Origin of the sequence: Buchnera aphidicola (Sarucallis kahawaluokalani), assembly GCF_005080725.1 — a bacterium.
Classification (GTDB): domain Bacteria; phylum Pseudomonadota; class Gammaproteobacteria; order Enterobacterales; family Enterobacteriaceae; genus Buchnera_L; species Buchnera_L aphidicola_AF.
Genome location: NZ_CP032999.1, coordinates 85,183 through 111,102, shown reverse-complemented (window position 1 = coordinate 111,102; position 25,920 = coordinate 85,183). Strand labels below are relative to the sequence as shown.

Below are 25,920 nucleotides of genomic sequence, written 5' to 3'. Positions count from 1 at the left end.
TGAAGCAGTACTACTATTATTCAATATTCATTCACAATCGGAATGAATTAAACTAAGGTCTTAACTTTTAAATAAAATCTAGATTTATATCGAGCAGCTTTATTTTTATGAATTAAACCTTTTTGAGAAAATTTATCTAAATTAGATTGTAATTTTAACCAAAGGATATTAGCTAATTCTTTATCTTTTTGTAACACTGCTTCAGAAAATTTTTTCATTAATCTACGTAATATAGTTTTACGACTAGAATTAATTATTTTATTTCTTTTAGACTGAACAGCATCTTTCTTTGCTGACTTAATATTTGCCAAATTGAACCTCCTATGTTCTATACAATAATCCTAATTGTATAAAGATATTATAATAATTAAAAAAAATAATTTTGTAATATTAAAATAAAAAATATAATTAATAAGTTTGTATTATACCTATGTAATATAATAAGAATTACAAATATTATTTTAGTATATATATTTCAATCAAACATGAGAATTATATGAAAACATATAAAGAAACTTTAAATTTACCACAAACAAAATTTCCTATGAAAGGGAATTTATCACAAAAAGAGCCTGAAATATTAAAAGATTGGAATAAAAAAGAAATATATCAAATAATTCAACAAAATAATAAAAATAAAAAAATTTTTTTATTACATGACGGGCCACCATACGCCAATGGAAATATTCATATTGGACATGCTATAAATAAAATCTTAAAAGATATAATTATTAAATCAAAAACATTATCAAATTTTTATACACCATATATTCCTTTTTGGGATTGTCATGGTTTACCTATAGAACATCAAATAGAAAAAAAAAATAATACTTTAGAGTATACCATAAAAAAAAAAAAATTTCGTAAGATGTGTCAACAATACGCCACTCAACAAGTAAAAAAACAAAAATTAGATTTTATAAGGTTAGGAATATTTGGAGACTGGAATAATTCTCAATTAACAATGCATAAAAAACTAGAAGCAAATGTCATCAATGTACTCAAGAAAATAATTAAAAAAAAATACCTATATCTTGGCGCCAAGCCTGTACATTGGTGCACAAAATGTCAATCAGCTTTAGCAGATGCAGAAGTAGAATATGATAACCAAAAAACAACATCAATAATTGTAAAATTTAAAATATTAACAACTAAATATTTAAAAAATATATTTCCAATACCTCATAAAGTACATACAATTAGTATAATTATTTGGACAACGACGCCTTGGAGTTTACCGGCAAATAGAGCAGTTGCAGTACATCCAAATGTGAAATACCAATTAATTCAATTTCAAGATAATTATATTATTCTGGCTAAAAAATTAATACCACAGATTATGAATACTTTAAAAATTCATCAGTGGAATGTTATTACAACAGTATTTGGAAAAGATTTAGAAAACATACAATGCAAACATCCATTTCTAGATTTTAACATTCCTATCATTTTATCTAAACATGTTACATTAGAAATGGGTACAGGGGCTGTACATATTGCCCCCGACCATGGAGAGGATGATTATCTTATAAGTCAAAAATATAATATCAAATTGGCTAATATTATTGATGAAAAAGGAAGATATATCAGTGATATACATCCTGATCTAGACAAAAAAAATATTTTCCATAGTAATAAAATTATTCTTGATAATATAAAAAAAAATAATAAATTATTACATAGTAATACTATACAACATACATACCCGCATTGTTGGCGACATCAAACACCAATTATATATAGAGCTACAAAACAATGGTTTATTAAAGTTAGCGATCATAAATTACAGCAAACAGCAAAGAATGCTATTAAACAAGTACATTGGATACCAAAATGGGGTCAAAAAAAAATGCAAATTATGTTAGAAAATAGACCAGATTGGTGTATTTCAAGACAAAGAACTTGGGGAATTCCAATGACATTGTTTATTCATAAAAAAACTGGAAAGTTACATCCTGACACAATAAATATAATGCATAAAATAGAAAAAATGATTGCATTAAAAGGATCAGAAATATGGTGGCAACTTGATAAAAAAATTTTTTTAGGAAACGATTCTCATGAATATGAAAAATCTACGGATATATTAGATGTATGGTTTGAATCTGGCTGTATACATTATTTAAATATTTATGATTTACCTCAAAAAAAAGAAATTATTAACATGTATCTTGAAGGAACTGATCAATATCGAGGATGGTTTATGTCCTCTTTAATTATAGGAACTATTTTAAATAAAGTATCACCATATAATACAATATTAACTCACGGATTTGCAGTAGATAATAAAGGCAAAAAAATGTCTAAATCTATTGGTAATATCGTACAACCTAGCGAAATTGTTAATGTATTTGGATCCGATATTTTAAGACTATGGGTGGCATCAACTAATTACACACATGACATGACAATATCAAAAGATACAATAAAACAAATATCAGAAAATTATCGACGGATTCGCAATACCAGTAGATTTCTATTAGGAAATCTATATGACTTTAATCATAAAATTCATACAATCCCTACAAATCAAATGATTGCATTAGACCTATGGATCATAACAAAAACTAAAATATTACAAAATAAAATAATTAAATTATATCAAAATTTTAAATTTCACAAAATTATCAAACATATTATAAAATTTTGTTCAATAACACTTGGATCATTTTATCTTGATATTATTAAAGACCGACAATATACTACACAAAAAAATAGTACTGCAAGAAGAAGCTGTCAAACAGCAATATACTATATTATACAATCTTTAGTACGTTGGATGACTCCTATTCTTCCATTTACAGCACATGAAATTTGGAAAAATATACCTAATATTAATAATACAAAATCTATTTTTATAAAAACGTGGTTTACAATAAAACCGATCTTACAAAAAAATATTATTAGTGATGAATTTTGGAAAATATTATTTAAAATTAAAATAGAAGTAAATAAAATGCTAGAAAAAATAAAAAATAAAAAAAAAATCAATACATCGTTAGAAACGAAAGTTATAATTTATGCGAAAAGAAATATATATAATACATTAATTCTTCTAGAAAAAGAATTAAAATTTATGTTACTAGTTTCTCATACTAGTATTCAAAAAGATAAATACGCTCTAGAAAATATAAATAGCAACAAAAATATACCAGAAATTAAGATATTAATTAAAAAATTTTTAGGAATAAAATGTCCAAGATGTTGGAATTTTTTTAATAAAATTAACCTTAATAATCAAGACAAAAAAATTTGTAATAGATGTAATAAAAATGTTAATCAAAACGGGGAACATCGTCAATTTTTGTAAAAATCTTTATATAACCTGTATCATTATACTAATAGATATTTATAGTAAATATTTAGTAAATCATTATATGAAATACAATGAATATAAAAAAATATTTACCTTTATAAATTTGTTATACGTAAAAAACTACGGTTTATTATTGAATATATACGAAAAAATTTATCAAAAATATCAGTATACAATTTTAATATTACAATTAATATTAATAATATATTTCATATACAAAACGTTTTATACTAGCCATTATTATAGTTACCAATGCATACTAGGCGCAACAATTAGCAATACAGTTGATCGACTATATCATGGATATATTATTGATTTTATAGATATTAATTTTAATGATTATCATGTTATTATCTTTAACTTTTCTGATTTAATATTTTTTATTGGAATAATTCTTAGACTATATCAATTGAATGTTAAAAATTAATTTTAAAATAATTATTATAATATAATTTTCGCATATCAAAAAAAATTTATACTAAATTTCACCTAAAAATAATAAAATATTTTTAAATAAAAATATTTTGTAATCTTCTTATAAAAAAAGTATATAATTATGAACTCAAAATTAACACGCATAGCAATTACTGGAGCATATGGACGTATGGGATCCAGTTTAATCCAAGTAATACAGAAATATACTGATGTTATATTAACATACGCTCTTGTAAAAAAAAAAACTTTAGATATATTTACGAAACAACAAAAAAAGATTCCAATTAGTACAAATATTGAAAAAATAATAAAATCATTTGATATATTGATAGATTTTAGCACACCAAAAAATACACTAAAAAATCTAAAAATTTGTCATAAATATGACAAAAAAATTATTATTGGTACCACAGGGTTTACTGAAAATGAATATAATACAATAAAAAGCTACTCAAAAAAAATAAGTATTGTTATGTCATCCAATTTTAGCATTGGAATAAATCTAATTTTTAAATTATTAGAACAAACGTCAAAAATTATTAATGATTCCTATGATATAGAAATTGTAGAATCACATCACCGAAATAAGTTAGACTCACCTTCAGGTACTGCACTACAAATAGGTAACATTATTGCTAAAAATAAGAAATGGGATCTGAATACTGTTAGTATATATAGAAAAAAAGAAATTACAAATACCAGAGAAAGAAAAAAAATTGGATTCTCTATTATTAGAGGAGGAGATGTTATTGGTGAACATAAAATTATATTTTTAGGAACTGGAGAAAAAATTACAATATCACATCAGGCTAATAATAGAGATACATTTGCATCAGGTGCTATACAAGCAGCTATTTGGATAAAAGAACAAGCAGCAGGATTATTTAGTATGATAGATGTTTTAAAAATATAAGTCAATAAAAAATTATACATATCATATAAGTTTAATATTGATATGTAAAAATATAAAAATAAAATATTATAAAAACATAACTACAATCTTTATACAATTTGGAGCACGCACATTGAAAGAATCTGCATTTTTAGTTTTAGAAGATGGTACATTATTCGAAGGTGTTTCCATAGGTATAACAGGAATGACTACTGGTGAGATTGTATTTAATACTGCTATGACAGGTTATCAAGAAATATTAACTGATCCTTCGTATGCAAACCAAATTATTACATTTACATATCCACATATCGGAAATACTGGAATTAACCAAACAGATTGCGAATCAGAAAAAATACAAATTAAAGGAATTATTATGCATGATATTTCTTTAATACATAGTAGTTATCGCAGCAATATGAATTTAGAAAAATATTTAAAAAATAATAATATTATTGGAATTATGAATATCGATACAAGAAAATTAACTAAAATTATCAGAAATAAAGGTACACAATATGGATGTATATTTACTGATAAAACAACTAATATTAATACAATATATAAACGCATTAACAACGCTATTAATCAATCTAAAATAAATATAATAACAGATATCAGTACGAAAAAAATTTACCACTGGAATAAAGGTACAAAAAATATTTATACTGGTAAATATAACCAATGTATTAAAAAATTACCATTTCATGTTATTGTATATGATTTTGGTGTAAAAAAAAATATATTAAGAATATTAGTTGATTACGGATGTTACCTAACTGTAGTCCCAGAAAATACTTCTGCTGAAAAAATTATATCATTAAATCCAGATGGTATTCTTTTATCTAATGGACCAGGTGATCCAAGATTATGTATTAATAATATTAATAATATTAAAATTTTATTAAATACTATGATACCAATTTTTGGTATTTGCCTAGGACATCAATTGCTTGCAATAGCTAATCAAGCAAAAATTTTAAAAATGAAATTTGGACACCATGGTAGCAACCATCCGGTACAAAATATAAAAACAAAAAAGGTTTTTATTACAACACAAAATCACAATTTTACAATTGATAAGAATTTTTTACCAAAAAACATTGAAATCACACATCAATCACTATTCGATAAAACTATTCAAGGTATCAAAATAATTCATAAAAATGTTTTTGGTTTTCAAGGACATCCAGAAGCAAATCCTGGCCCTCATGATGCAGAAGAATTATTTAAAAAATTTATAAAAAATATAAAAAAATACAAAAAAAATCAATATAGGAATTAAAATGCCAAAACGTACTGATATTAAATCTATTTTAATTATTGGCGCAGGTCCAATTGTTATTGGACAAGCTTGTGAATTTGACTACTCAGGAACACAGGCATGTAAAACGTTAAAAGAAGAAGGATATAGAATTATTTTAATTAATTCTAATCCAGCAACTATCATGACTGATCCTGAAATAGCCGACTCTACATATATTGAACCTATTCACTGGAAAATAATTAAAAAAATTATTCAAAAAGAAAAACCAGATGCAATACTTCCAACAATGGGAGGACAAGTTGCATTAAATTGTACATTACAATTATATAAAAAAAAAATATTATCTGAATACAACGTAAAAATTATAGGTGCCAGTATTCAAGCTATCCAAAAATCAGAAGATAGAAATCTATTTAAACAGTCAATGAAGAAAATTGGACTAGAAACAGCTATATGCAAAATAGTACATAATATAGAAGAAGCATTACATTTCTCGAAAATTATTGGATTTCCTTGTATTATCCGACCATCTTATACTATGGGAGGTACAGGAGGAGGTATTGCCTACAATTATGAAGAATTTAAAAAAATATGTAAAAAGGGCTTCCAATTATCTCCAACAAAAGAAATTTTAATTGATGAATCGCTGTTAGGATGGAAAGAATATGAAATGGAAGTAGTACGAGATTGTAATAATAATTGTATTATTGTTTGTAGTATTGAAAATTTTGATCCTATTGGTATACACACAGGAGATTCAATTACAATTGCCCCAGCTCAAACTTTGACTGACAAAGAATATCAATATATGCGTAATGCATCGATAAAAATACTAGAAGAAATTGGGGTTGAAACTGGAGGATCAAATGTGCAATTTGCAATTAATCCGAAAAATGGACGTATGTTAGTGATTGAAATGAATCCAAGAGTATCACGTTCATCTGCACTTGCTTCGAAAGCAACGGGTTTTCCAATTGCTAAAATTGCTGCAAAACTAGCCATTGGATATACTTTAGATGAATTAAAAAATGACATTACTAATTCTAAAATTCCTGCATCATTTGAACCAACTATTGATTATGTTGTTACAAAAATACCAAGATTTAATTTTGAAAAATTCTCTGGTTGTAACGACCGTTTAACAACACAGATGAAATCTATAGGCGAAGTCATGGCGATAGGAAAAACATTTCAAGAATCAATACAAAAAGCTATGCAGGGATTGGAAATCGATTCCAATGGTTTTGATCCCAAAGTAGACACTAAAGATATTAAAAATATAAGAATAATTAAAAATGAGTTAAAAAATCCCGGTGCAGAACGTTTATGGTATATAGCAGATGCTTTTAGAGCAAACATGTCTGTCAAAAATATTTATCAACTCACATCCATTGACCCTTGGTTTTTAACATATATACAAGATATTATAAAAACTGAAGAAATTATTAAAAATAAAAACATTGATGATATAAATTATGATTTTTTAAAAAAAATTAAAAAAAAAGGTTTTTCAGATTTAAGAATTGCAATATTAATGAACGTATCAGAAAATGAAATTCGAAAAATACGTTATCAATTAAAGTTACATCCAACATATAAAAGAATCGATACCTGTGCAGCTGAATTTCATACAGAAACAGCATATATGTACTCAACATGGGCAGAAGAATGTGAAGCACATCCAAGTATATCTAATAAAAAAATAATTATTTTAGGAAGCGGCCCAAATAGAATTGGTCAGGGGATAGAGTTTGACTATTGTTGCGTACATGCTGCACAAGCTTTAATTGAAGAAGGATTTGAAACAATTATGGTTAACTGTAATCCAGAAACAGTATCTACAGATTATGATATATCTCATAGATTATATTTTGAATCAATTACATTAGAAAATATACTAGAAATAACACGTATAGAAAAACCATTTGGAGTAATAGTACAATACGGTGGACAAACTCCATTGAAATTAGCTAAAAAATTACAAGAATTTAACATACCAATTATCGGAACTAGTCCTAATAACATCGATAAAGCAGAAGATAGACATCAATTCCAAAAAATTGTATCATCTTTAAATCTAAAACAACCAAAAAATGCTACTGTAAAAACAATACAACAAGGATTAAACATAGCGAATAATATAAAATATCCGATCATGGTACGACCATCTTATGTACTAGGCGGAAGATTCATGAAAATTGTATATAATATCACAGATTTAAAAGAATATTTTAATAAAACGTTAACACCATCAAAAAAAAATCCAATTTTATTAGATCATTATCTGGAAAATGCAACAGAAATAGATGTTGACATCATCTGTGATACTAAACATGTACTTATTGGTGGAATTATGGAACATATAGAACCAGCAGGTATTCATTCTGGAGATTCTTCATGTTCATTACCAACATATACAGTACAAAAAAATATTAAAAATAAAATAAAAGAACAGGTACTACAATTAGCACTCTCTTTGTCCGTTAAAGGATTAATGAACGTACAACTAGCAATTCAAAATAATAAAATATACATACTTGAAGTAAATCCTCGAGCATCACGTACCATTCCTTTTGTATCTAAAGCTACAAATATACCATTAGCTAAAATAGCAGCTAAAGTTATGATTGGAAAAACATTAAAACAACAAAAATATCATAATATCAATGCCAAATCATTGTATTTTGCAGTCAAAGAATCTGTTTTACCTTTTAATAAATTTCCAGGAGTTGATCCAATTTTAGGACCTGAAATGCGATCTACAGGAGAAGTTATGGGGATAGGAAAAACATTTGCCTCTGCTTTTGCAAAAGCAAAATTAGCATCGCAAACCAATATAAAAAAAATTAACCGCGTTTTACTATCAATTAAAAAATCAGATGAAAAATATGTAATAAACTTATCTATCATATTAATACAAATAGGATTTCAAATCGATACAACAGAAAAAATACACCATTTGTTAAAAAACTCCGGTATTCACTCCAGAATTGTAAATCAAATTAATGAAGGTCGGCCTAATATACAAGACCATTTAAAAAACAAAGAATATTCGTATATTATTGATACAACACATGAAAATACATACAATACATCGTATCCACACATTAGATTTCTTGCCTTATCTAATAATATTTACTATGATACTACAATCAATGCTGCTTTTGCTACAATTTTATCATTAAAAACTAATCCATATAAAGAAATTACTAAATTACAAGATATAAATACGGTATTTAATTACGATGTAAAACATAGTAAAGTATAAATTTATTTTTGTATAAACCATTTTTTATCATCCCACCGAAATAAACTTAAATACTTTCCCCAAGAACACCCAGTATCTAATAATATGATGTTATTATAAATATTCATTTTATCCGATAAAGCAGCCCAATGACCAAAAAAAATAGAATACCTTTTATCGATTAAATTTTTTATATCAAACCAAGGAATTAATCCTTTACATTTAGATATTTTAGAAGGAGCATATTTATAATGCAAATTCAAAGATTTATTAAAATATAAATAACGCATTTTAGTAAAAACATTAATACTAAATTTTATTTTATCTAATAACGTTAATTCATTGTTCCAATGAATAAATCTATCGGTATTACGTATCTCTTTTAAAAAATTTAAAAAATCATCTGATGATAAAAAATATTGTATTTTTCTTGCATAATATTGCAATGTGTATATATCCCAATAAGGATATAAACCAGCATGTACCAAAATGATATTCTTAATTTTATCTATATATAAAAATGATTGTTTACGTAACCATTCTATTAATGTATGTAATTTATTTGATCGAAATAAAGCACCTAATTGAAGTGTTTCATCATATTCTTTTAAACCATAATAGGTTAGTACCGTATTGATATCATGATTGCCTAAGACAACAATAACCTTTTCTTTTAGTGATTGAAGATATAATAATACCTCTAAAGAATTCGGTCCACGACCAATCAAATCGCCCGCAACTAACAACGTATCATAAATAGGATTAAATGAAACTTTTTTTAATAACAAATCTAATTGCTTAAAATGTCCATGAATATCGCTAATTAAATATGTACTCATACTTTATTCCTTATAAAATATTTTATTTATTATATTTTTTTAAAGAATATATAATATCTACGATTTTACAATATTCTTTTACAGATATATTTTCTGCTCTTAAATTAGGATTAATATTTAAATTAATTAAAAACTTTTTACTAATATAATGTAATAAACTATTTTTAAGTATCTTTCTTCTATGTCGAAAAGCAAAAAATGTTATTTCTTTTAAAATATGCATTTTTTCCCAGGCGCATAATGGAAATACTTTAGGTGTAATAGTTACAAAGCTAGAATATATTTTGGGTATAGGAAAAAAAGCATCAGGTGGAATAATAAATTCAATATTAATATCATAATACGATTGTGTAATAATACTTAATCGACCATACTTTTTGTTACCAGGTAAAGCCACTAATCGATCTGCTACTTCCTTTTGCAACATAAAATGTATATCTAAAATATATTCTCTAAATTGTATTAAATATAATATTAATTGCACTGAAATATTATAAGGTATATTTCCAAAAATACGCAATGCATTATTTCTCTGAATGGATAATTTTTTAAAATCAAAATTTATTACATTACTATTAAAAATATATAATTTATTATAAAAAATACATCTTTTCAGTAAATTTAATATATCACAATCTACTTCAATGACAATTAAATTATCTAAAATATTACACATCGGTTCTGTTAAAGCTGATAAACCGGGACCAATTTCTACTAATGAATCTTCTTTCTTTGGATTAATTAAATTAATAATTTTATTAATGATATCTCTATCTTGTAAAAAATTTTGACCTAAATATTTCTTAGGTATATATCCTTGTAGAATTCTATTCATATATTTTGAAATACCAATGTTAAAATATCAAATAATATGATATTATAGAAAAATATAAAATTAAATTACATAAATACATTAAAAAACTGTACCTAAAAAAAATATTTAATATAATTCATTTTTAATTTATAAAAAAAAAAAAGAGATATTATGAAAGCTTGTTTATCATATTTTTTAACACAGTTTTCATCACATCCATTAATACTAATAATGATAGTTACTTTCTTAGAATCATTAGCACTACTAGGATTAATATTACCAGGAATTGTCTTAATGGCTACACTAGGCACACTTATTGGAAGTGGGAAAGTATCACTGTATACTGCATGGTCCGTTAGTGTTCTTACATGTTCCATTGGTGATTACTTATCTTATTATATTGGATGGAAATGTAAAAATTGGATATATAAAATAAGTATCTTTCAAAAAAATATAATTTTTTTTAATAAAATAAAAAACATACTTAATAAATATAGTATGATGACTATATTATTAGGTAAACTAATTGGTCCTACAAGACCAATAATTCCTATGATGGCAGGTATGTTATCAATTCCAATCAAAAAATTTATATTCCCAAGTTTGATTAGTTGTATAATATGGCCTATATTATATTTTATGCCAGGGATATTCACAGGTGCTATAATTCATCATTTTAATTATACAAAAAATTTTTTGTCAACCAAATATCTTATTTTAATTACCATAATAATAGTATTAATATTATTAATAATATGGTTTATACGTAAAAATAATAAAATATACAAAATATGCAAAAAATTAAAATAAAAAATGTAAACATTGTTACATTAAAAATCAAATGTATTACTTAATACTAATACACATTGAAATACAAATTAAAAATTTTAATCGGTACGATAGACAATAAATGGTATTATACAAAAATTCAGTATAATAAAATCAAAAGTTACGTACCGAAAGTCAAAAAAAATATAAAATTAAAATTTATTTATATAAAAAATCAATATGTAACAATCGTTGTTTAAAACAATGTCTTTGTACAGCATGTACAGAGACGAGGTATTGTTGATCAGATATCTTTAAAGTAATAATATTCTTGTAAAAATTTTTATCGTTTTGTAAATGAAAAACTTTATCATGATCTAATGAAATATATAATGTCGGTTTATTTAATCCATAAACGACACTTGGAATTTTATTATTTACATTTCTCAGTTTCCTACTAGCGCTCTTTCCTATTTTAATACGTTGTTCCCCATATATTATAATCATAATTTCCCTTAAATATTGTAAATAGATAATTAAAAAATCAGTCAAAAATATACTACAACGGGATATACATAAAATATATATATTTTTTATATGTAAATCATATATTAAAAAATCATAAAATTTATTTTAATAAAAATATTTGATAATATCATATATCCTATTAAATCACTTAACATGTATTGATAATAATTAAAATATTATACACTTCAGACACTTAAACAATTAATTTATATAATATGAAAAAAAATAATAGTTGTATTAATATAATTAATACATTAAAAAATTTTTGGTCACAACAAGGATGCATTATTATAGAACCAATAGATATTACTGTTGGCGCTGGCACATTTCATCAAAATACTTTTTTGAAATCAATTGGTCCTGAACCATATCATGTAGCATATCTACAGCATTCAAGACGTCCCACCGATGGGCGTTATGGAGACAATCCAAACCGTTTACAACAATACTATCAATTCCAAGTCATGTTAAAACCTGCACCAGATAATATACAAAAATTATACTTAAAGTCTTTGGAACAAATCAATATAGATATCACATTAAATGATGTACGTTTTATTGAAGATAATTGGGAAAATCCTACATTAGGTGCTTGGGGTATGGGATGGGAAATATGGTTAAATGGTATGGAAATTACACAATTTACCTATTTTCAAAAAATGGGTTCATTAACATGCAAACCTATCATAACTGAAATAACATATGGATTAGAAAGAATAGCTATGCACATACAAAACGTAGATAATGTGTATGATATTATATGGGATCAAAATAAATACTATAAAATTAATTACCAAACATTATTTCAAAATAATGAAATTGAGCAGTCAATATATAATTTTGATATTTCTAATATTAATTTATTAATGAAATTATTCAATATACACCGAAAAGAATCAATGAGATTAATAAATTTAAAATATCCATTAGTAATACCTTCTTATGAACATATCTTACATGCAATTCATTATTTTAATTTAATTGATGCTAAAAAAGTTATTTCTAATACCGAAAGACAAAAATACATTTTAAAAATTCGTAATATATCTACTACAATAGCAAAGCAACAATATAAAAATAGAAAAAAAAAAGGATTTCCATTAATTTAAAGGTATAATTGACATCAAATGAACTATAAAACATGCTTAATAGAATTAAATGTTGAAGATATTCCAGCAAAACAAGTAAGAAATATATCTCGTCAATTTTATTGCAATATTGTATCCGAACTAAATAAATATCAAATGAAATTTTCAAAAATAAATTTATTTGACACTCACAGGAGAATTGCTGTAATTATTAAAAAAATTAATACAAAACTAATGACACAAACTATTGAACATAGAGGTCCGGCAATCAAATATTCTTTTAACGATCAAGGACAAATCATGCAACCAGCATTAAAATGGTTAAAAAAATTCAATATTACATTAACACAAATACATCGTATACATACTGAAAAAGGTACATGGTTATCATACAAAAAAATACAAAAAAAAAAATCTATAAAAGATGTTTTATTAAATATTATAAAATATGCACTAAAAAATATATTTATAAAAAAAAATATGTTATGGAATAATAATAATAATATAAAATTTATTCGACCGATTCGTAAAATTCTTATCCTACTACAAGAACAATTTATTCCATTTAACCTAGAAAATTTATTTACAAAAAAATATTTATATGGAAATATATTTACTAAATTTAAAAAAATTAACATTCAAAATGCCGAAGAATATGAAAATATTTTATATAAAAAAGGAAAAGTAATAGCAAAATACAAAATTAGAAAAAAAAAAATTCAATATCAAGCAAAAAAAATAGCTAATACAATACAAGGAAAAATTTATATTCATGAAAATTTATTAGAAGAAATAACTTATTTAGTAGAATGGCCAAAAATTTTTTTAGGAAAATTTAAAAAAAAATTCCTACATATTCCAAAAAAAATTATTATATATGTTATGGAAAAAATACAGAAATTTATTCCAATATATTATATTCATGATAATAAATTTACTAATTATTTTATAATTGTTGCTAATACACATACTAAAAATTATCATCAAATTATATTAGAAAATGAACGTGTATTACATGCACGATTATTTGATATCTCATTTTTTATTGAAAAAGACCAAAAAAAAACACTACAAGAAAACTTTTTATTATTAAAAGATATTATCTTTCACGAAAAATTAGGAAATATGTTAGATAAATCTTATCGACTAATGAAATTAATTACACAAATTGCAAAATATACAAATACTAGTCTTTCTTGTAGCATACGTGCGGCATATTTATCGAAATGCGATCTTAATACTAATATGGTATACGAATTTCCAGAATTAAGAGGTATAATTGGAAAATATTACGCCTTAAAAAATGGTGAATCAAAAAACATAGCCCTATCTATTCAAGAACAGTATAAACCAAAATTTTCTCAGGATACATTACCTTCTAATACATTAAGTTGTACTTTAGCACTTGCTGAAAAAATTGATACAATTGTAGGTTTATTTTTAATTAATTATAAACCAAAAAAAGATAAAGATCCATTCTTTTTAAGAAGACTAACTATAGGTATTATACGAATTATTATAGAAAAAAAAATTGATATTAATTTAACACATATAATTAAATATGCAATTTTAACCTATTCTCATTTGTATACTAATAAAAACCATCAAGACGAGATAATGAATTTTATAAAAAATAGATTATACGCATGGTACAAAAAAAAACATAATATTAATATTATTAAATCAATTGTAGCATGTCACAAAAATAATTTATTAAAAATAAATCTCATATTAAATACTGTATTAACATTTAAAGAAAATATCCACTTTAAAAAATTAATTTTTACATATAAAAGAATCTTTAATCTACTTAAAAAAAATAAAATTTGTCAAAAACAAGATAATATAAACTATCAATTAATTCAAAATGAGAAAGAAAAAATATTATTTATCATTACAAATAATATTCATTGTATCCTGTATCATCTGATACAACATCAAAAATATTCCAAGATTCTACAACTACTATTTACATTAAATCAACCAATTAATGATTTTTTAGATCAAAACTCAATTAAATATACTAAAAAAAATATTCAAAACAATAGAATAATTTTATTATACAATATTCAAAAAATATTTTTATCTTTTATAGATTTTATGAAATTATAAATTAAAAATATATAATTTATTTAAGTAGTGCAAACTATCTTCTTAAGATGGCATTAAATTTATTTTGTAAAACTGTCATAGACGCGCTAATCATAGAATCAACATAATTGTCTGTTAATGTTGTATATGTACTTTGAAATAATAACTTAAATGTTATACTTTTATAACCTGATGTAATAGCATCACCGGTATAAACATCAGCAACTTGGATTTTAATAAGATCAGATAAACATGTTTGTTTTAAAGTAAGAATTATATCCGATACTAAGATAGTATTATAAACAATAATAGAAATATCTCTTCTAATATATGGGAATTCTGATACTGCAGTAATTTGAATATCGTGTTGAAATTTTAATTTATACCAAAACAACTCAAACAAAAAAGTAGAATAAATTAAATTCATTTTCTTTGATAAAAATGGATCTATTTCTCCCATATATCCAATAATTTCTTTATTAAAAATAATTACAGTACTATTATTAGGATGTAAACCATTAATTTTTTCTTTACAAAATGTAATTTTATCTAAACAACCAATAACATCAAAAATGGACTCTATATCTCCTTTTATATCATAAAAATCAAATTTTTTAGCAGGTATATTCCATTTTTTTTTAGCACCAATGTTACCAATTATTCCTGAAAAATACAAGTTTTGATCTACTCCTAAAATATTATTCTCACTAGGTAAATAACATAAACCACTTTCAAAAAAACGAACCTCTTCATGCTGACGATTCTGATGATACAATAAAATTGTTAACAAACCAGGCCATAAAGAAAGTCGCATGCATGACATATCTTGCGAGATAGGATTTTGTACAGATAAATATTTTTTACCTGGATTTATTAATTTCTGAATTTTTGGATCAATAAAGCTATAGGTAATAATTTCATAATAACCGCGATCTATTAAATTATATTTGACACGTTTTAAGTAATTAATTAATCTATTTGTTTTAAATACTGTATGTTTACTTAATAAAGGCAAAGATAATATGTTATTTTGATGATAAATTTTTAAAATTTCAGATATTATATCTTCCTCGATCATGAGATCAGGTCTCCAAGAGGGAGGAGTGATATACCAAACATAACCTTTCGAAATTACATGATATCGTAATTGTATTAATATTTTTTCAATCATATTATAAGAAATATTATGACCAATCATTTTTATTACATGATGATAACTTAATTTAATTTTTCGATATACATATTGATCATATTTTTTTGATTGTATACTACATATGGTACTAGAATCGCCACCACATATTTTTAAAAACAAATATGTTGTATATTCTATAACATTTTTTTGTGAATCTGGATCAACAAAATATTCATTGAATTTCATCTGATTATTTAATTGTATATAATGAGTAGAATAATTTAAAATATCTAGATCAATAAAAAATGATCCAACAAATAAATGTTGATTACTTAAATTTACAGGAAAATAATTAAAATCAATATTTCCCAAAAATGATAAAATTTTATCTTTATGTTTCAAAACCATACTTTTACTATTTAAACAAATATTTTTATTATCTTTTAATAATATATTTTTTTTTAAAAAACCAACACAAATATTATATATATCATCTGAAAAAGTAAACGCATATACAGATTGCCCTAATTCCATAAATACATAATTTATAATATCTACTACAATATTAACAGGACTAATTTGACATTTAATTAATTTTTCTTTTATCCATATTGGCGTTTTTACATGTAAGTTAATATTTTTAATAACCCTTCCACAATACTTATATATCATATTATGATGTTCAATACATATATTACATGTATTTTTATTTAAAACAGGTATCTTAACATTCATAATTTTAGGAAGCGGTAAATTATTTAAGATAGCTAAATCTCTTGCAATACCGAATGAACCAAACACATCTGTTCTATTAAAAGTAGTATTAATTTTAATAATTTTATCTTTATAAAAATTATAATTTTTAATATATAAACCTATTGGTGCAGAGTCTGGTAATTGTACAATTTGATTTTTATTTTTCATTAAACCTAAATCATGAAATGTACAAAATATACCATCTGAAACTACACCATGTACATGCAGTGCCTGTACAACATGATTATTAAACAATTTCGTACCATTATGAGCAATAAATACCTTAATATTTTCTTTAATATAAACTTTATGACATATAACATTAATATTTTTTATACCTATATTTACTTTATAAACTATAAAACCAGTATTAGAATAATTACTATAAGATGTAATCTGACCGATAATAACTTTTTCAAAAGTATTAATATATGCTTTACTTTCTTCTACTTCTAAACCAAAATCAGTTAATTGTTGACAAATATCTTGAATAGTTAATTTTGTATCAATCCAATTACGTAAAGACTGTTCACTGAGTTTCATGCAAAGTATCTACCTTGTTTAAATTGTTTTAAAAACCTTAAATCATTCCTGGTAAATGTACGTAAGTCATTTATTCTATAATTTAACATTAATATTCTTTCTACCCCGATACCAAATGCAATTCCGGAATACTTAGTAGTGTCAATATCAAATCGTTGTAAAATATTAGGATGTACCATACCACATCCTAAAATTTCTAACCAGGTATTATCATCTCGCATAATATCAACTTCAGCAGATAATACAGTAAACGGAAAATAAGAAGAGCGAAACCTAATTTTTACATATTCATTAAAAAATATTTTTAAAAAATTACTAATAATCCATTTTAAATTTGCAAAATTAATATTCTGATCAATGATTAAACCTTCAATTTGATGAAACATAGGACTATGTGTTTGATCATAATCTTTACGATATACTTTTCCCGGAACAATAATTTTAATTGGTAAATTTCTTTTTTCTATAACATGGATTTGCATATTAGAAGTTTGAGTACGTAACAAAATATTACTATTAAACCAAAAGGTATCTTTTCTATCACGAGCAGGATGAAAAATTGGTATATTTAAAGCACTAAAATTATAATACTCATTTTCTATTTCTAAACTATCTGTAATAATTTCAAAACCTAGTTGAGTAAAAATACTTTCTATATAATAAATAGTAGTAGTAATAGGATGCATACAACCTATTTTATTTCTACTACCTGGTAATGAAATATCTATTTTTTGTAAATCAATATTTTTTTGAATATATTTATTTTGAAAATATATCTTTTTTTCATTTAAAATCAACATAATTTCTTTTTTAATTTTGTTGATTTTTCTACAAAAATTTTTTCGTTCATCTAATTCTAACATCCGAGAATTATGAATATAAGCAGTAATCAAACCTTTTTTTCCAAGATATTTAATTCTTAAATCTTCCAATTCTTTCTCTACACGAATATTATTTAATTGTATATGAAAATCTTTTAAAAACTGAATTTCATTAAACATAATACTTAATTTACTCACAATAATTCCTAAAAATTTAATTATCAAAGCTTCCAAGAATATAGGAAGCTTATGTAGAAAAATATATTAAAAATTATTTTACATGATTTTTTATATTTTGTATTAAAAAACTAAATGTATTATTATCTAACATGGCAATATTAGATAAAATTTTTCGATTAATTATCATTCCTATCTTTTTTAAACCAAACATAAAATTACTATATGACATTTGATGAATACGAGTTGCAGCATTAATTCGAGTAATCCAAAGCTTTCGAAATTGTCTTTTTTTTTGTTTTCTATCACGATAGGCATATTGACCAGCTTTAATCACTGCTTGTTTTGCAACACGATATACGCGTGACCGAGCACCATAATACCCACTTGCTTGTTGTAAAATCTTTTTATGTTTTACACGAGCAGTTACACCACGTTTTACACGAGCCATCTTAAATTCCTTAAAATATTATAATTAATTTAAAAAATAATACATTAAATGTATGGAAAAAAGGATTGTACATGACGTTGATCTGCATAAGAAACTAAAATTTTTGATCGAAGATGTCTCTTACGATTCGATGTTTTTTTTGTCAAAATATGTCGCAAATTCGACTGTTTGCGTTTAAATTTTCCAGATTTAATACTTTTAAAACGTTTAGCAGCGCTTTTTAATGTTTTCAATTTTGGCATAAAAAATTACCTTTATTTTTATTAGATTACATGATTATATTTTTTTTGGGGATAATACCATTAACATTTGACGACCTTCAATTTTTTTAGGAAATGATTCTATAATAGATATTTCTTTTAAATCATCTTTAATTCTATGTAACATATTTAATCCAATATGTTGATGTGCCATTTCTCTTCCTCGAAACCTTATAGTAACTTTAATTTTATGTCCTTGTTTTAAAAATCGGATTAAATGATTTAATTTAACTTGATAATCACCAATATCTGTATTTGGACGAAATTTAATTTCTTTAATATGTATAGATTTTTGTTTTTTTCTTTGTTCTTTTATATTTTTACTCTTTTTATATAAAAATTTACCGTAATCCATAATACGACATACTATAGGATGTGCATTAGGACTAATTTCAACTAAATCTAATTGTAACTTTTGAGCATGCTGTAAACCTTCCCTAAAACTGACAATACCAATTAATTCATTATTAACACCAATTAATCTAATTTTATTTGCTTTAATTTCGTCATTAATACGATTATTTTTCATGAATTGCATACGTTTACTAGCTTTAATACTTATTCCTCCATAATTTATAAAACACGAGAATCAATTTCGTATTTTATTGTTTTTATAAAATTATCGATATGCATTACCTTTGTTATATTATCTCGATTACGCACACTAACTTGATTACAATCTATTTCTTTATCACCACAAATTAATATATAAGGGATCTTCTCCACAATATATTTTCTTATTTTAAAATTAATTTTTTCATTTTTAATATCATATTGAACTCTAATATTTTCTTTGAATAATTTTTTATAAATATTAATAACATATTCATTATGTTGATCATTAATATTAAGAATAACAACTTGTATTGGAGATAACCAAATTGGTAATAAACCTGAATATTCTTCCAATAATATCCCAATAAACCTTTCCATGGAACCTAATATTGCACGGTGAATCATAACTGGTGTTTGGTGATGATTACTCTCATCAATATAGTATGAACCAAAACGTTCAGGTAAATAAAAATCAAGTTGTATAGTTCCACATTGCCATAATCTATGTAAACAATCCTCTAAAATAAATTCAATTTTAGGACCATAAAATGCTCCTTCACCTTTCTGATATTCAAATTTAAGCCCAGCATCTATTAACGCACTTTGTAAACTACACTCTGCTTTATCCCAAATAGCATCATCACCAATTCTTTTCTTGGGACGAGTTGAGAATTTAATATAAATATTTTTAAACCCGAATATTTTATATGATTCCATAATCATTTTAATACAATTACTAATTTCTGTTTTTACTTGTTCTGGAGTACAAAATATATGTGCATCATCCTGGGTAAAACTTTTCAATCGTAATAAACCATATAATGCACCAGATTTTTCATCACGATGACAAACACCAAATTCTGCAAATCTTATTGGAAGTTCGCGATAAGATCGTAAATACCTGTTAAAAATTTGTATATGCGCAGGACAATTCATAGGTTTAATACAATATTTATTATTCTCAGAACGAGTAAAAAAAATTGAATTACTAAAATTTTTTAAGTGACCACTAATTTTCCATAAACTTTTATTTAACATAAGTGGTGTATTTATTTCTTGATATTTCCATTTTTTTAATTGTGAACTAATAAAATGTTTTAGTTCATTAAAAATAATCCATCCATGAGGATGCCAAAAAATCATTCCAGGTGCTTCTTTTTGTTTATGGTATAACTTCATCACTCTATTAATTTTTCTGTGATCTCGTTTATATATCATCTGTGATCTATTTAAATCATATAACATTTCCTGTTGATTCAACCATACTGTACCATGAATACGTTGAAAATTTTTATTTGATATTTCATAATTCCGATATATTATTATACATCGTTGTAATTTAAAATATAAACAATATTTTACATTCGGTAATTGTGGACCAAAATATAAATCTAAATAATTTTCATGTAAGTAAACAGGAATTAACTGATTTAAAAGAAATTTTTTTTTTAAGTAATATAGCTTATATGACTCATTTTGTAATGTAAGAATCTTTTTAACATCAAAAAATGATAAATTTTTAAAAAGAATATTATACTTCTTATTAATTAATTTATTCATATATTCTTCTAACATTACAATATCTTGTTCATTTAATTGGCGATTAATATCAATATCACAATAAAATTTATTTTTAATAACATTACCAATACCTATTTTTGAAGTTTTCCATATTTTTTTACATGAATATGCTAACATTTGTAAACATGAATAAGCAAATAATATATTCGATTGAATATCTTTCACGGTTAAAAACTGTATACAAACATCTGTTTCAATAAAATAATGAATATCAACAATTTTTCCATTAATCATAGCTCCAAAAATAATTTTTGAAAATCCTTTTTTAATATCTTCTGCTACTTTTACTAATGAAACAATATTTTTATATATTTTTTTTTTTCCATTAAGTAATGTAATAACAGGCATTCGAAATTCCTTATAAAAATTTATATATATATTATATATTATATAAAAACATGTAATATATTTTTAAATTAAATAAAACCAAATATAATATAATTATACAATAAAACATATATTTTTATCATACTAAAGATACCAGTCACTATGACTGGCATCATTATTTAAAAACGATGATCAATAGCTTTAGCTAAATTATCAAGAATACTTACACTATCTTCCCATCCTAAACAAGGATCAGTAATTGATTTACCATATATTAAGTGTCTTTTTGGAAAAGCATTTTGAGCACCTTCTTTTAGGAAACTTTCAATCATAACACCAGAAATATTTTTTGTACCATCAACAATTTGTTTACATATAACATCAGCTACATCGCATTGCACACGATGTTGTTTTAAACAATTTCCATGACTACAATCAATCATAATATACTCAGGTAATTGAAAATTTCTTAATTTTTTAATCACATATTTTACATCATCAGAGTGGTAATTTGGACGTTTTCCTCCGCGAAGAATAATATGTGAATACGGATTACCAGTAGTATGATTAATTGTCATTTGACCATGTTTATCTGGTGCAAAAAATAAATGTCTAACTTGCGCAGCTCGAATTGCATCAATAGCAATATCAATATTTCCATCGGTACCATTTTTAAAACCCACCGGACAAGAAAGAGCAGATGCCATCTCTCTATGAATTTGACTTTCAGTAGTTCTTGCGCCAATAGCACCCCAGCTAATTAAATCAGCAATAAACTGACCAATCACCATATCTAAAAACTCTGTTGCAGCAGGCATACCTATGGCATTAATATCTAAAAGTAATTTACGTGCTACGGACAAACCTCGATTTACTTTGAAACTATTATTTAAATCAGGATCTGAAATTAACCCCTTCCAACCTACTACCGTTCTAGGTTTTTCAAAATATGTACGCATAATAATTTCAAGACGAGAAGAATATTTTTTCCTTAATATAAACAGTTTTTTAGCGTACTCAACAGCTGCTATAGGATCATGTAATGAACAAGGACCGATAATAACTAATAATCTTTTATCTTTTCCTGTAATAATATTTGCAATATTTGCACGTGTTAGGATCACGTTATCAATAATATCGGATGTTAATGGATAACGTTTTGCTAAATCCAGAGGGGTAATTAACGGATCAATTCGTATTGTACGTAACTCATCTGTTTTTTTCATATCATAACTCTAAATTATTTTTACATTAAAAATATAATAGTGTAATTAAATAAATATAATGAAATTTGGCTAAATTCGTAAAAATAATTGTCATGATTGAATTAAAATATTTGTATGATACTAAAAATTAAACTACATCATCAATATGAAATAGATTAATATATGAATCTTAAAATTATTTTGATAAAATTATAATAAATAAACTATAATATTAATCAAATATCTAAAATAAATTATAATATTATGAATATAAAAAAAAAATGGTCTGGTATTACCATAACTAATGCAGCAGAAAAATACCTTGATCACCTAATTAAAAAAAATAATAACTGTATTGGTATACAAATTAATATCAAAAAATCCGGATGTGCAGGTTTTCGCTACAATTTATCACTAATAAAACATAAATACTCCGAAGATAAAAGTAGCTTTTATGTATATTGCAAAAATAATATTAATATATATATATCTTTTCAAGATATGTTACTCATGGATAAAACAGAAATCGATTTTGTTACAACTGATGGAATCAACATGCATATTAAATTTAATAATCCAAATATCCATACATATTGCGGATGTGGAGATAGTTTTAGCATTATCAAAAAAAAATAATATTGTTATAAACAACTACCAAGATAATAAAACATGTTTTTTCTTACCTTTAGAAAGTATCGTAAATCTTTTAAATAATTTATCTACATTGGTAAACTGATAATCTGGATTTCTTTCTCTTCTACCATTGATTTTAAGACCACTACCAATAATTAAACGATGTGCATCACTTCGGGATACTGCAAAATTCGTATTTATAAGTATTGTTTTTAAATCTTGTGATACAGATGCATTAATACAAAATATACCATCTTGTTGTAATTGTAAAAAATCAGATTTCCGCAAATTGATAATTTTACCACAAAATAAATTGTGTGTTATTCTTTTAGCAGCATATAATTTTTTTTTTCCATGTACCATTGCTGTAATATAATCTGCAAGAATTACTTTAACATCTTGTATTCTACTATTTGTATTATGTATTTCTTCAATTATTTGAAGATCTAAAAAAGTAAACAATTTTAAAAATGAATATACTTGTTTATCATCTATATTTAACCAAAATTGATAAAAAGTATATGGACTTGTACGATCGCTACTTAACCAAATTGTCTGATTATTTTCTGTTTTACCAAACTTTGTTCCATTAGATTGAGTTAATAATGGTATAGTTAACCCAAACACTTGATCATGATACATTTTACGTACTAAATTCACTCCAGAAATAATATTTCCCCATTGATCGGAACCACCAATTTGTAAAATTACTTGATGAATTTTGTATAATTGCAGAAAATCGTATGCTTGAAGTATACTATATGAAAATTCCGTAAATGATATACCTTGATCTATTCTATTAATTCTATTTTTAACAGATTTTTTGTTTATCATATTATTAACTGAAAATAATTTACCAATATCACGTAAAAATACAATCATATTTATTTTTTTAAACCAATCGTAATTATTTATGATGATCGGTTTATTAAAATTATTATCTTCAAAAAATTTATTAATTTGTATAATAATATTTTTTTCCCATTTTAATAACAGATTTGGCAACATTAAATGACGTTCTTTATTTTTAAAACTAGGATCACCAATTAAACTAGTTGCGTAACCTATTAAGATAACAATTTTATGTCCATATTTTTGAAACCATCGTAAACATAATAATGGTAAAAGATGACCGACATGTAAACTATCTGCAGTAGGATCAAAACCACAATAAACAGAAATATTAGTATTTACAATATTTTTGTTTAAATCAAAGATATTACTTACTTTGGCAATAAAACCCCTGGTTTGTAATTCATATAATAAATTTTTTGTATTCATAAAATATTATATCATCTCAATATATAAAATAACATATACAATAATAATATATTAATATAACATGTAATATTTAAAAAAAATAATCATATGTTATAAAGTACTTTTATAAAGTTTTTTAAAATAATTTTCTGCCCTATCTACTACAATTTGCGTATAATAATCAACTTCAATATTTACTGTATCTCCTATTTTTCTCATCTTAATATTTGTTGTAGATATTGTCTCCGGAATAAAATATATACAAAAAATATTTTTATGTATTTCACCAACAGTCAAACTAATTCCATCAATTCCAATAAAACCTTTCAAAAATATGTATTTCATAATTTTTAAATTATTAATTTGAAAAAAAATTTTTTTATTGTTTCCAAAGTTAATAATATTTAAAATTTTCGCTGTTCCAATAATATGACCTGACATTAAATGCCCACCAATTTCATCCCCGAATTTTAAAGATCGTTCAATATTAATTTTAGAACCAACATTTAATAATATAAGATTAGTTTTTTGTAAGGTTTCTTGCATGACATGAAAATAAATATTATAATTTTTAATTTTAAATACCGTTAAACAACAACCATTATTTGAAACAGAAGCTCCTACTTTTAAATTTTTTACTAAATTAGCCGGAAATTGTATTTTCAGAATTTGAAAATCCTGTTGTTTTTGCATACCTAATACTGTAGCAACACCATGTGTAATACCAGTAAACATATTAACCTTATATAAAAAAAATAAAAAAAAATAATTATGTTATTATAATAAATATATTATAAAAAAAAATAAGAAATAAAAAAATTATTTTATAGCATAAACGTTCGTAACTCAGTTGGTTAGAGTGTCACCATGACATGGTGAAAGTCAGTGGTTCGAATCCACTCGAACGTAAATTGAATTATACAATTATTCACAT

The 25,920-nt window shown here is 24.1% G+C and carries 22 protein-coding genes and 1 tRNA gene; 10 read left to right on the top strand and 13 right to left on the bottom strand.

Features of this window, described 5'->3' with window-relative positions:
- Positions 1 to 47: 47 nt before the first annotated feature.
- Positions 48 to 311 carry a 30S ribosomal protein S20 gene (rpsT, locus tag D9V78_RS00520; protein WP_158350380.1) on the bottom strand — a complete coding sequence of 88 codons (264 nt, stop codon included), beginning with the start codon at positions 309 to 311 and terminating at the stop codon, positions 48 to 50.
- Between the two features lie 185 nt (positions 312 to 496).
- Between rpsT and ileS the strand changes: the two genes are divergently transcribed.
- The 5 genes from ileS (at position 497) to carB (ending at position 9,178) form a co-directional block, all read left to right on the top strand.
- Positions 497 to 3,310 (top strand): isoleucine--tRNA ligase, encoded by a 2,814-nt coding sequence (ileS, locus tag D9V78_RS00515; protein ID WP_158350378.1) that lies wholly within the window; start codon positions 497 to 499, stop codon positions 3,308 to 3,310.
- Positions 3,273 to 3,743 carry a signal peptidase II gene (lspA, locus tag D9V78_RS02130; RefSeq protein ID WP_158350376.1) on the top strand — a complete coding sequence of 157 codons (471 nt, stop codon included), beginning with the start codon at positions 3,273 to 3,275 and terminating at the stop codon, positions 3,741 to 3,743. Before ileS ends, lspA begins: the two co-directional genes overlap by 38 nt.
- 129 nt (positions 3,744 to 3,872) lie before the next feature.
- Complete coding sequence (dapB, locus tag D9V78_RS00505) at positions 3,873 to 4,664, top strand: 4-hydroxy-tetrahydrodipicolinate reductase (RefSeq protein WP_158350374.1); 792 nt, start codon at positions 3,873 to 3,875, stop codon at positions 4,662 to 4,664.
- 112 nt (positions 4,665 to 4,776) lie between these two features.
- Positions 4,777 to 5,928, top strand: coding sequence for a glutamine-hydrolyzing carbamoyl-phosphate synthase small subunit (gene carA, locus D9V78_RS00500; protein WP_158350372.1), 1,152 nt, complete (start codon positions 4,777 to 4,779; stop codon positions 5,926 to 5,928).
- 1 nt (position 5,929) lies between these two features.
- The gene (carB, locus tag D9V78_RS00495; protein WP_158350370.1) at positions 5,930 to 9,178 is read left to right on the top strand and encodes a carbamoyl-phosphate synthase large subunit; all 3,249 of its coding nucleotides are present in this window, start codon (positions 5,930 to 5,932) and stop codon (positions 9,176 to 9,178) included.
- Positions 9,179 to 9,180: 2 nt separating this feature from the next.
- On the opposite strand, the gene D9V78_RS00490 is transcribed toward carB, so the two are convergent.
- Together D9V78_RS00490 and rsmA are read right to left on the bottom strand one after the other, a co-directional pair.
- Positions 9,181 to 9,996 (bottom strand): symmetrical bis(5'-nucleosyl)-tetraphosphatase, encoded by an 816-nt coding sequence (locus D9V78_RS00490; RefSeq protein WP_158350368.1) that lies wholly within the window; start codon positions 9,994 to 9,996, stop codon positions 9,181 to 9,183.
- Positions 9,997 to 10,018: 22 nt separating this feature from the next.
- Positions 10,019 to 10,831, bottom strand: coding sequence for a 16S rRNA (adenine(1518)-N(6)/adenine(1519)-N(6))-dimethyltransferase RsmA (gene rsmA, locus D9V78_RS00485; protein WP_158350365.1), 813 nt, complete (start codon positions 10,829 to 10,831; stop codon positions 10,019 to 10,021).
- A gap of 150 nt (positions 10,832 to 10,981) precedes the next feature.
- Between rsmA and D9V78_RS00480 the strand changes: the two genes are divergently transcribed.
- Entirely contained in the window at positions 10,982 to 11,620 is a 639-nt protein-coding gene (locus D9V78_RS00480; RefSeq protein WP_158350363.1) for a DedA family protein, read from the top strand.
- Between the two features lie 177 nt (positions 11,621 to 11,797).
- Here D9V78_RS00480 and rplY read toward each other — a convergent pair whose 3' ends face one another.
- Positions 11,798 to 12,085 carry a 50S ribosomal protein L25 gene (gene rplY / locus D9V78_RS00475; RefSeq protein ID WP_158350361.1) on the bottom strand — a complete coding sequence of 96 codons (288 nt, stop codon included), beginning with the start codon at positions 12,083 to 12,085 and terminating at the stop codon, positions 11,798 to 11,800.
- Positions 12,086 to 12,321: 236 nt separating this feature from the next.
- Between rplY and glyQ the strand changes: the two genes are divergently transcribed.
- Together glyQ and glyS are read left to right on the top strand one after the other, a co-directional pair.
- Positions 12,322 to 13,215, top strand: a complete 894-nt coding sequence (glyQ, locus tag D9V78_RS00470; RefSeq protein WP_158350359.1) for a glycine--tRNA ligase subunit alpha — start codon at positions 12,322 to 12,324, stop codon at positions 13,213 to 13,215.
- 18 nt (positions 13,216 to 13,233) lie between these two features.
- Complete coding sequence (gene glyS / locus D9V78_RS00465) at positions 13,234 to 15,306, top strand: glycine--tRNA ligase subunit beta (protein WP_158350357.1); 2,073 nt, start codon at positions 13,234 to 13,236, stop codon at positions 15,304 to 15,306.
- 34 nt (positions 15,307 to 15,340) lie between these two features.
- On the opposite strand, the gene pheT is transcribed toward glyS, so the two are convergent.
- From pheT to D9V78_RS00430, 7 genes are all read right to left on the bottom strand, one after another.
- Positions 15,341 to 17,716 (bottom strand): phenylalanine--tRNA ligase subunit beta, encoded by a 2,376-nt coding sequence (gene pheT, locus D9V78_RS00460; protein ID WP_158350354.1) that lies wholly within the window; start codon positions 17,714 to 17,716, stop codon positions 15,341 to 15,343.
- The gene (gene pheS / locus D9V78_RS00455) at positions 17,713 to 18,735 is read right to left on the bottom strand and encodes a phenylalanine--tRNA ligase subunit alpha (RefSeq protein WP_158350352.1); all 1,023 of its coding nucleotides are present in this window, start codon (positions 18,733 to 18,735) and stop codon (positions 17,713 to 17,715) included. The genes pheT and pheS overlap by 4 nt, the downstream gene beginning before the upstream one ends.
- 73 nt (positions 18,736 to 18,808) lie before the next feature.
- Positions 18,809 to 19,165 (bottom strand): 50S ribosomal protein L20, encoded by a 357-nt coding sequence (rplT, locus tag D9V78_RS00450; RefSeq protein WP_158350350.1) that lies wholly within the window; start codon positions 19,163 to 19,165, stop codon positions 18,809 to 18,811.
- Between the two features lie 44 nt (positions 19,166 to 19,209).
- A complete protein-coding gene (rpmI, locus tag D9V78_RS00445) occupies positions 19,210 to 19,407 on the bottom strand; it encodes a 50S ribosomal protein L35 (RefSeq protein WP_158350348.1) in 198 nt (65 codons plus the stop codon).
- Between the two features lie 34 nt (positions 19,408 to 19,441).
- On the bottom strand, positions 19,442 to 19,981 hold the full coding sequence (gene infC / locus D9V78_RS00440; RefSeq protein WP_158350346.1) for a translation initiation factor IF-3: 540 nt from the start codon (positions 19,979 to 19,981) through the stop codon (positions 19,442 to 19,444).
- A gap of 17 nt (positions 19,982 to 19,998) precedes the next feature.
- A complete protein-coding gene (gene thrS, locus D9V78_RS00435; RefSeq protein WP_158350344.1) occupies positions 19,999 to 21,909 on the bottom strand; it encodes a threonine--tRNA ligase in 1,911 nt (636 codons plus the stop codon).
- 158 nt (positions 21,910 to 22,067) lie between these two features.
- The gene (locus tag D9V78_RS00430) at positions 22,068 to 23,114 is read right to left on the bottom strand and encodes a 3-deoxy-7-phosphoheptulonate synthase (protein ID WP_158350342.1); all 1,047 of its coding nucleotides are present in this window, start codon (positions 23,112 to 23,114) and stop codon (positions 22,068 to 22,070) included.
- Between the two features lie 243 nt (positions 23,115 to 23,357).
- On the opposite strand from D9V78_RS00430, the gene D9V78_RS00425 reads away from it, so the two are divergent.
- Positions 23,358 to 23,729, top strand: coding sequence for an iron-sulfur cluster assembly accessory protein (locus D9V78_RS00425; protein ID WP_158350340.1), 372 nt, complete (start codon positions 23,358 to 23,360; stop codon positions 23,727 to 23,729).
- Between the two features lie 15 nt (positions 23,730 to 23,744).
- Here the strand turns inward: D9V78_RS00425 and tyrS are convergent, their stop codons facing one another.
- Positions 23,745 to 25,007 carry a tyrosine--tRNA ligase gene (tyrS, locus tag D9V78_RS00420; RefSeq protein ID WP_158350338.1) on the bottom strand — a complete coding sequence of 421 codons (1,263 nt, stop codon included), beginning with the start codon at positions 25,005 to 25,007 and terminating at the stop codon, positions 23,745 to 23,747.
- A gap of 90 nt (positions 25,008 to 25,097) precedes the next feature.
- Positions 25,098 to 25,721 carry a riboflavin synthase subunit alpha gene (locus tag D9V78_RS00415; RefSeq protein WP_158350337.1) on the bottom strand — a complete coding sequence of 208 codons (624 nt, stop codon included), beginning with the start codon at positions 25,719 to 25,721 and terminating at the stop codon, positions 25,098 to 25,100.
- A 100-nt stretch (positions 25,722 to 25,821) separates the two neighbouring features.
- Between D9V78_RS00415 and D9V78_RS00410 the strand changes: the two genes are divergently transcribed.
- Positions 25,822 to 25,895, top strand: a tRNA-Val gene (locus D9V78_RS00410).
- Positions 25,896 to 25,920 lie beyond the last annotated feature (25 nt).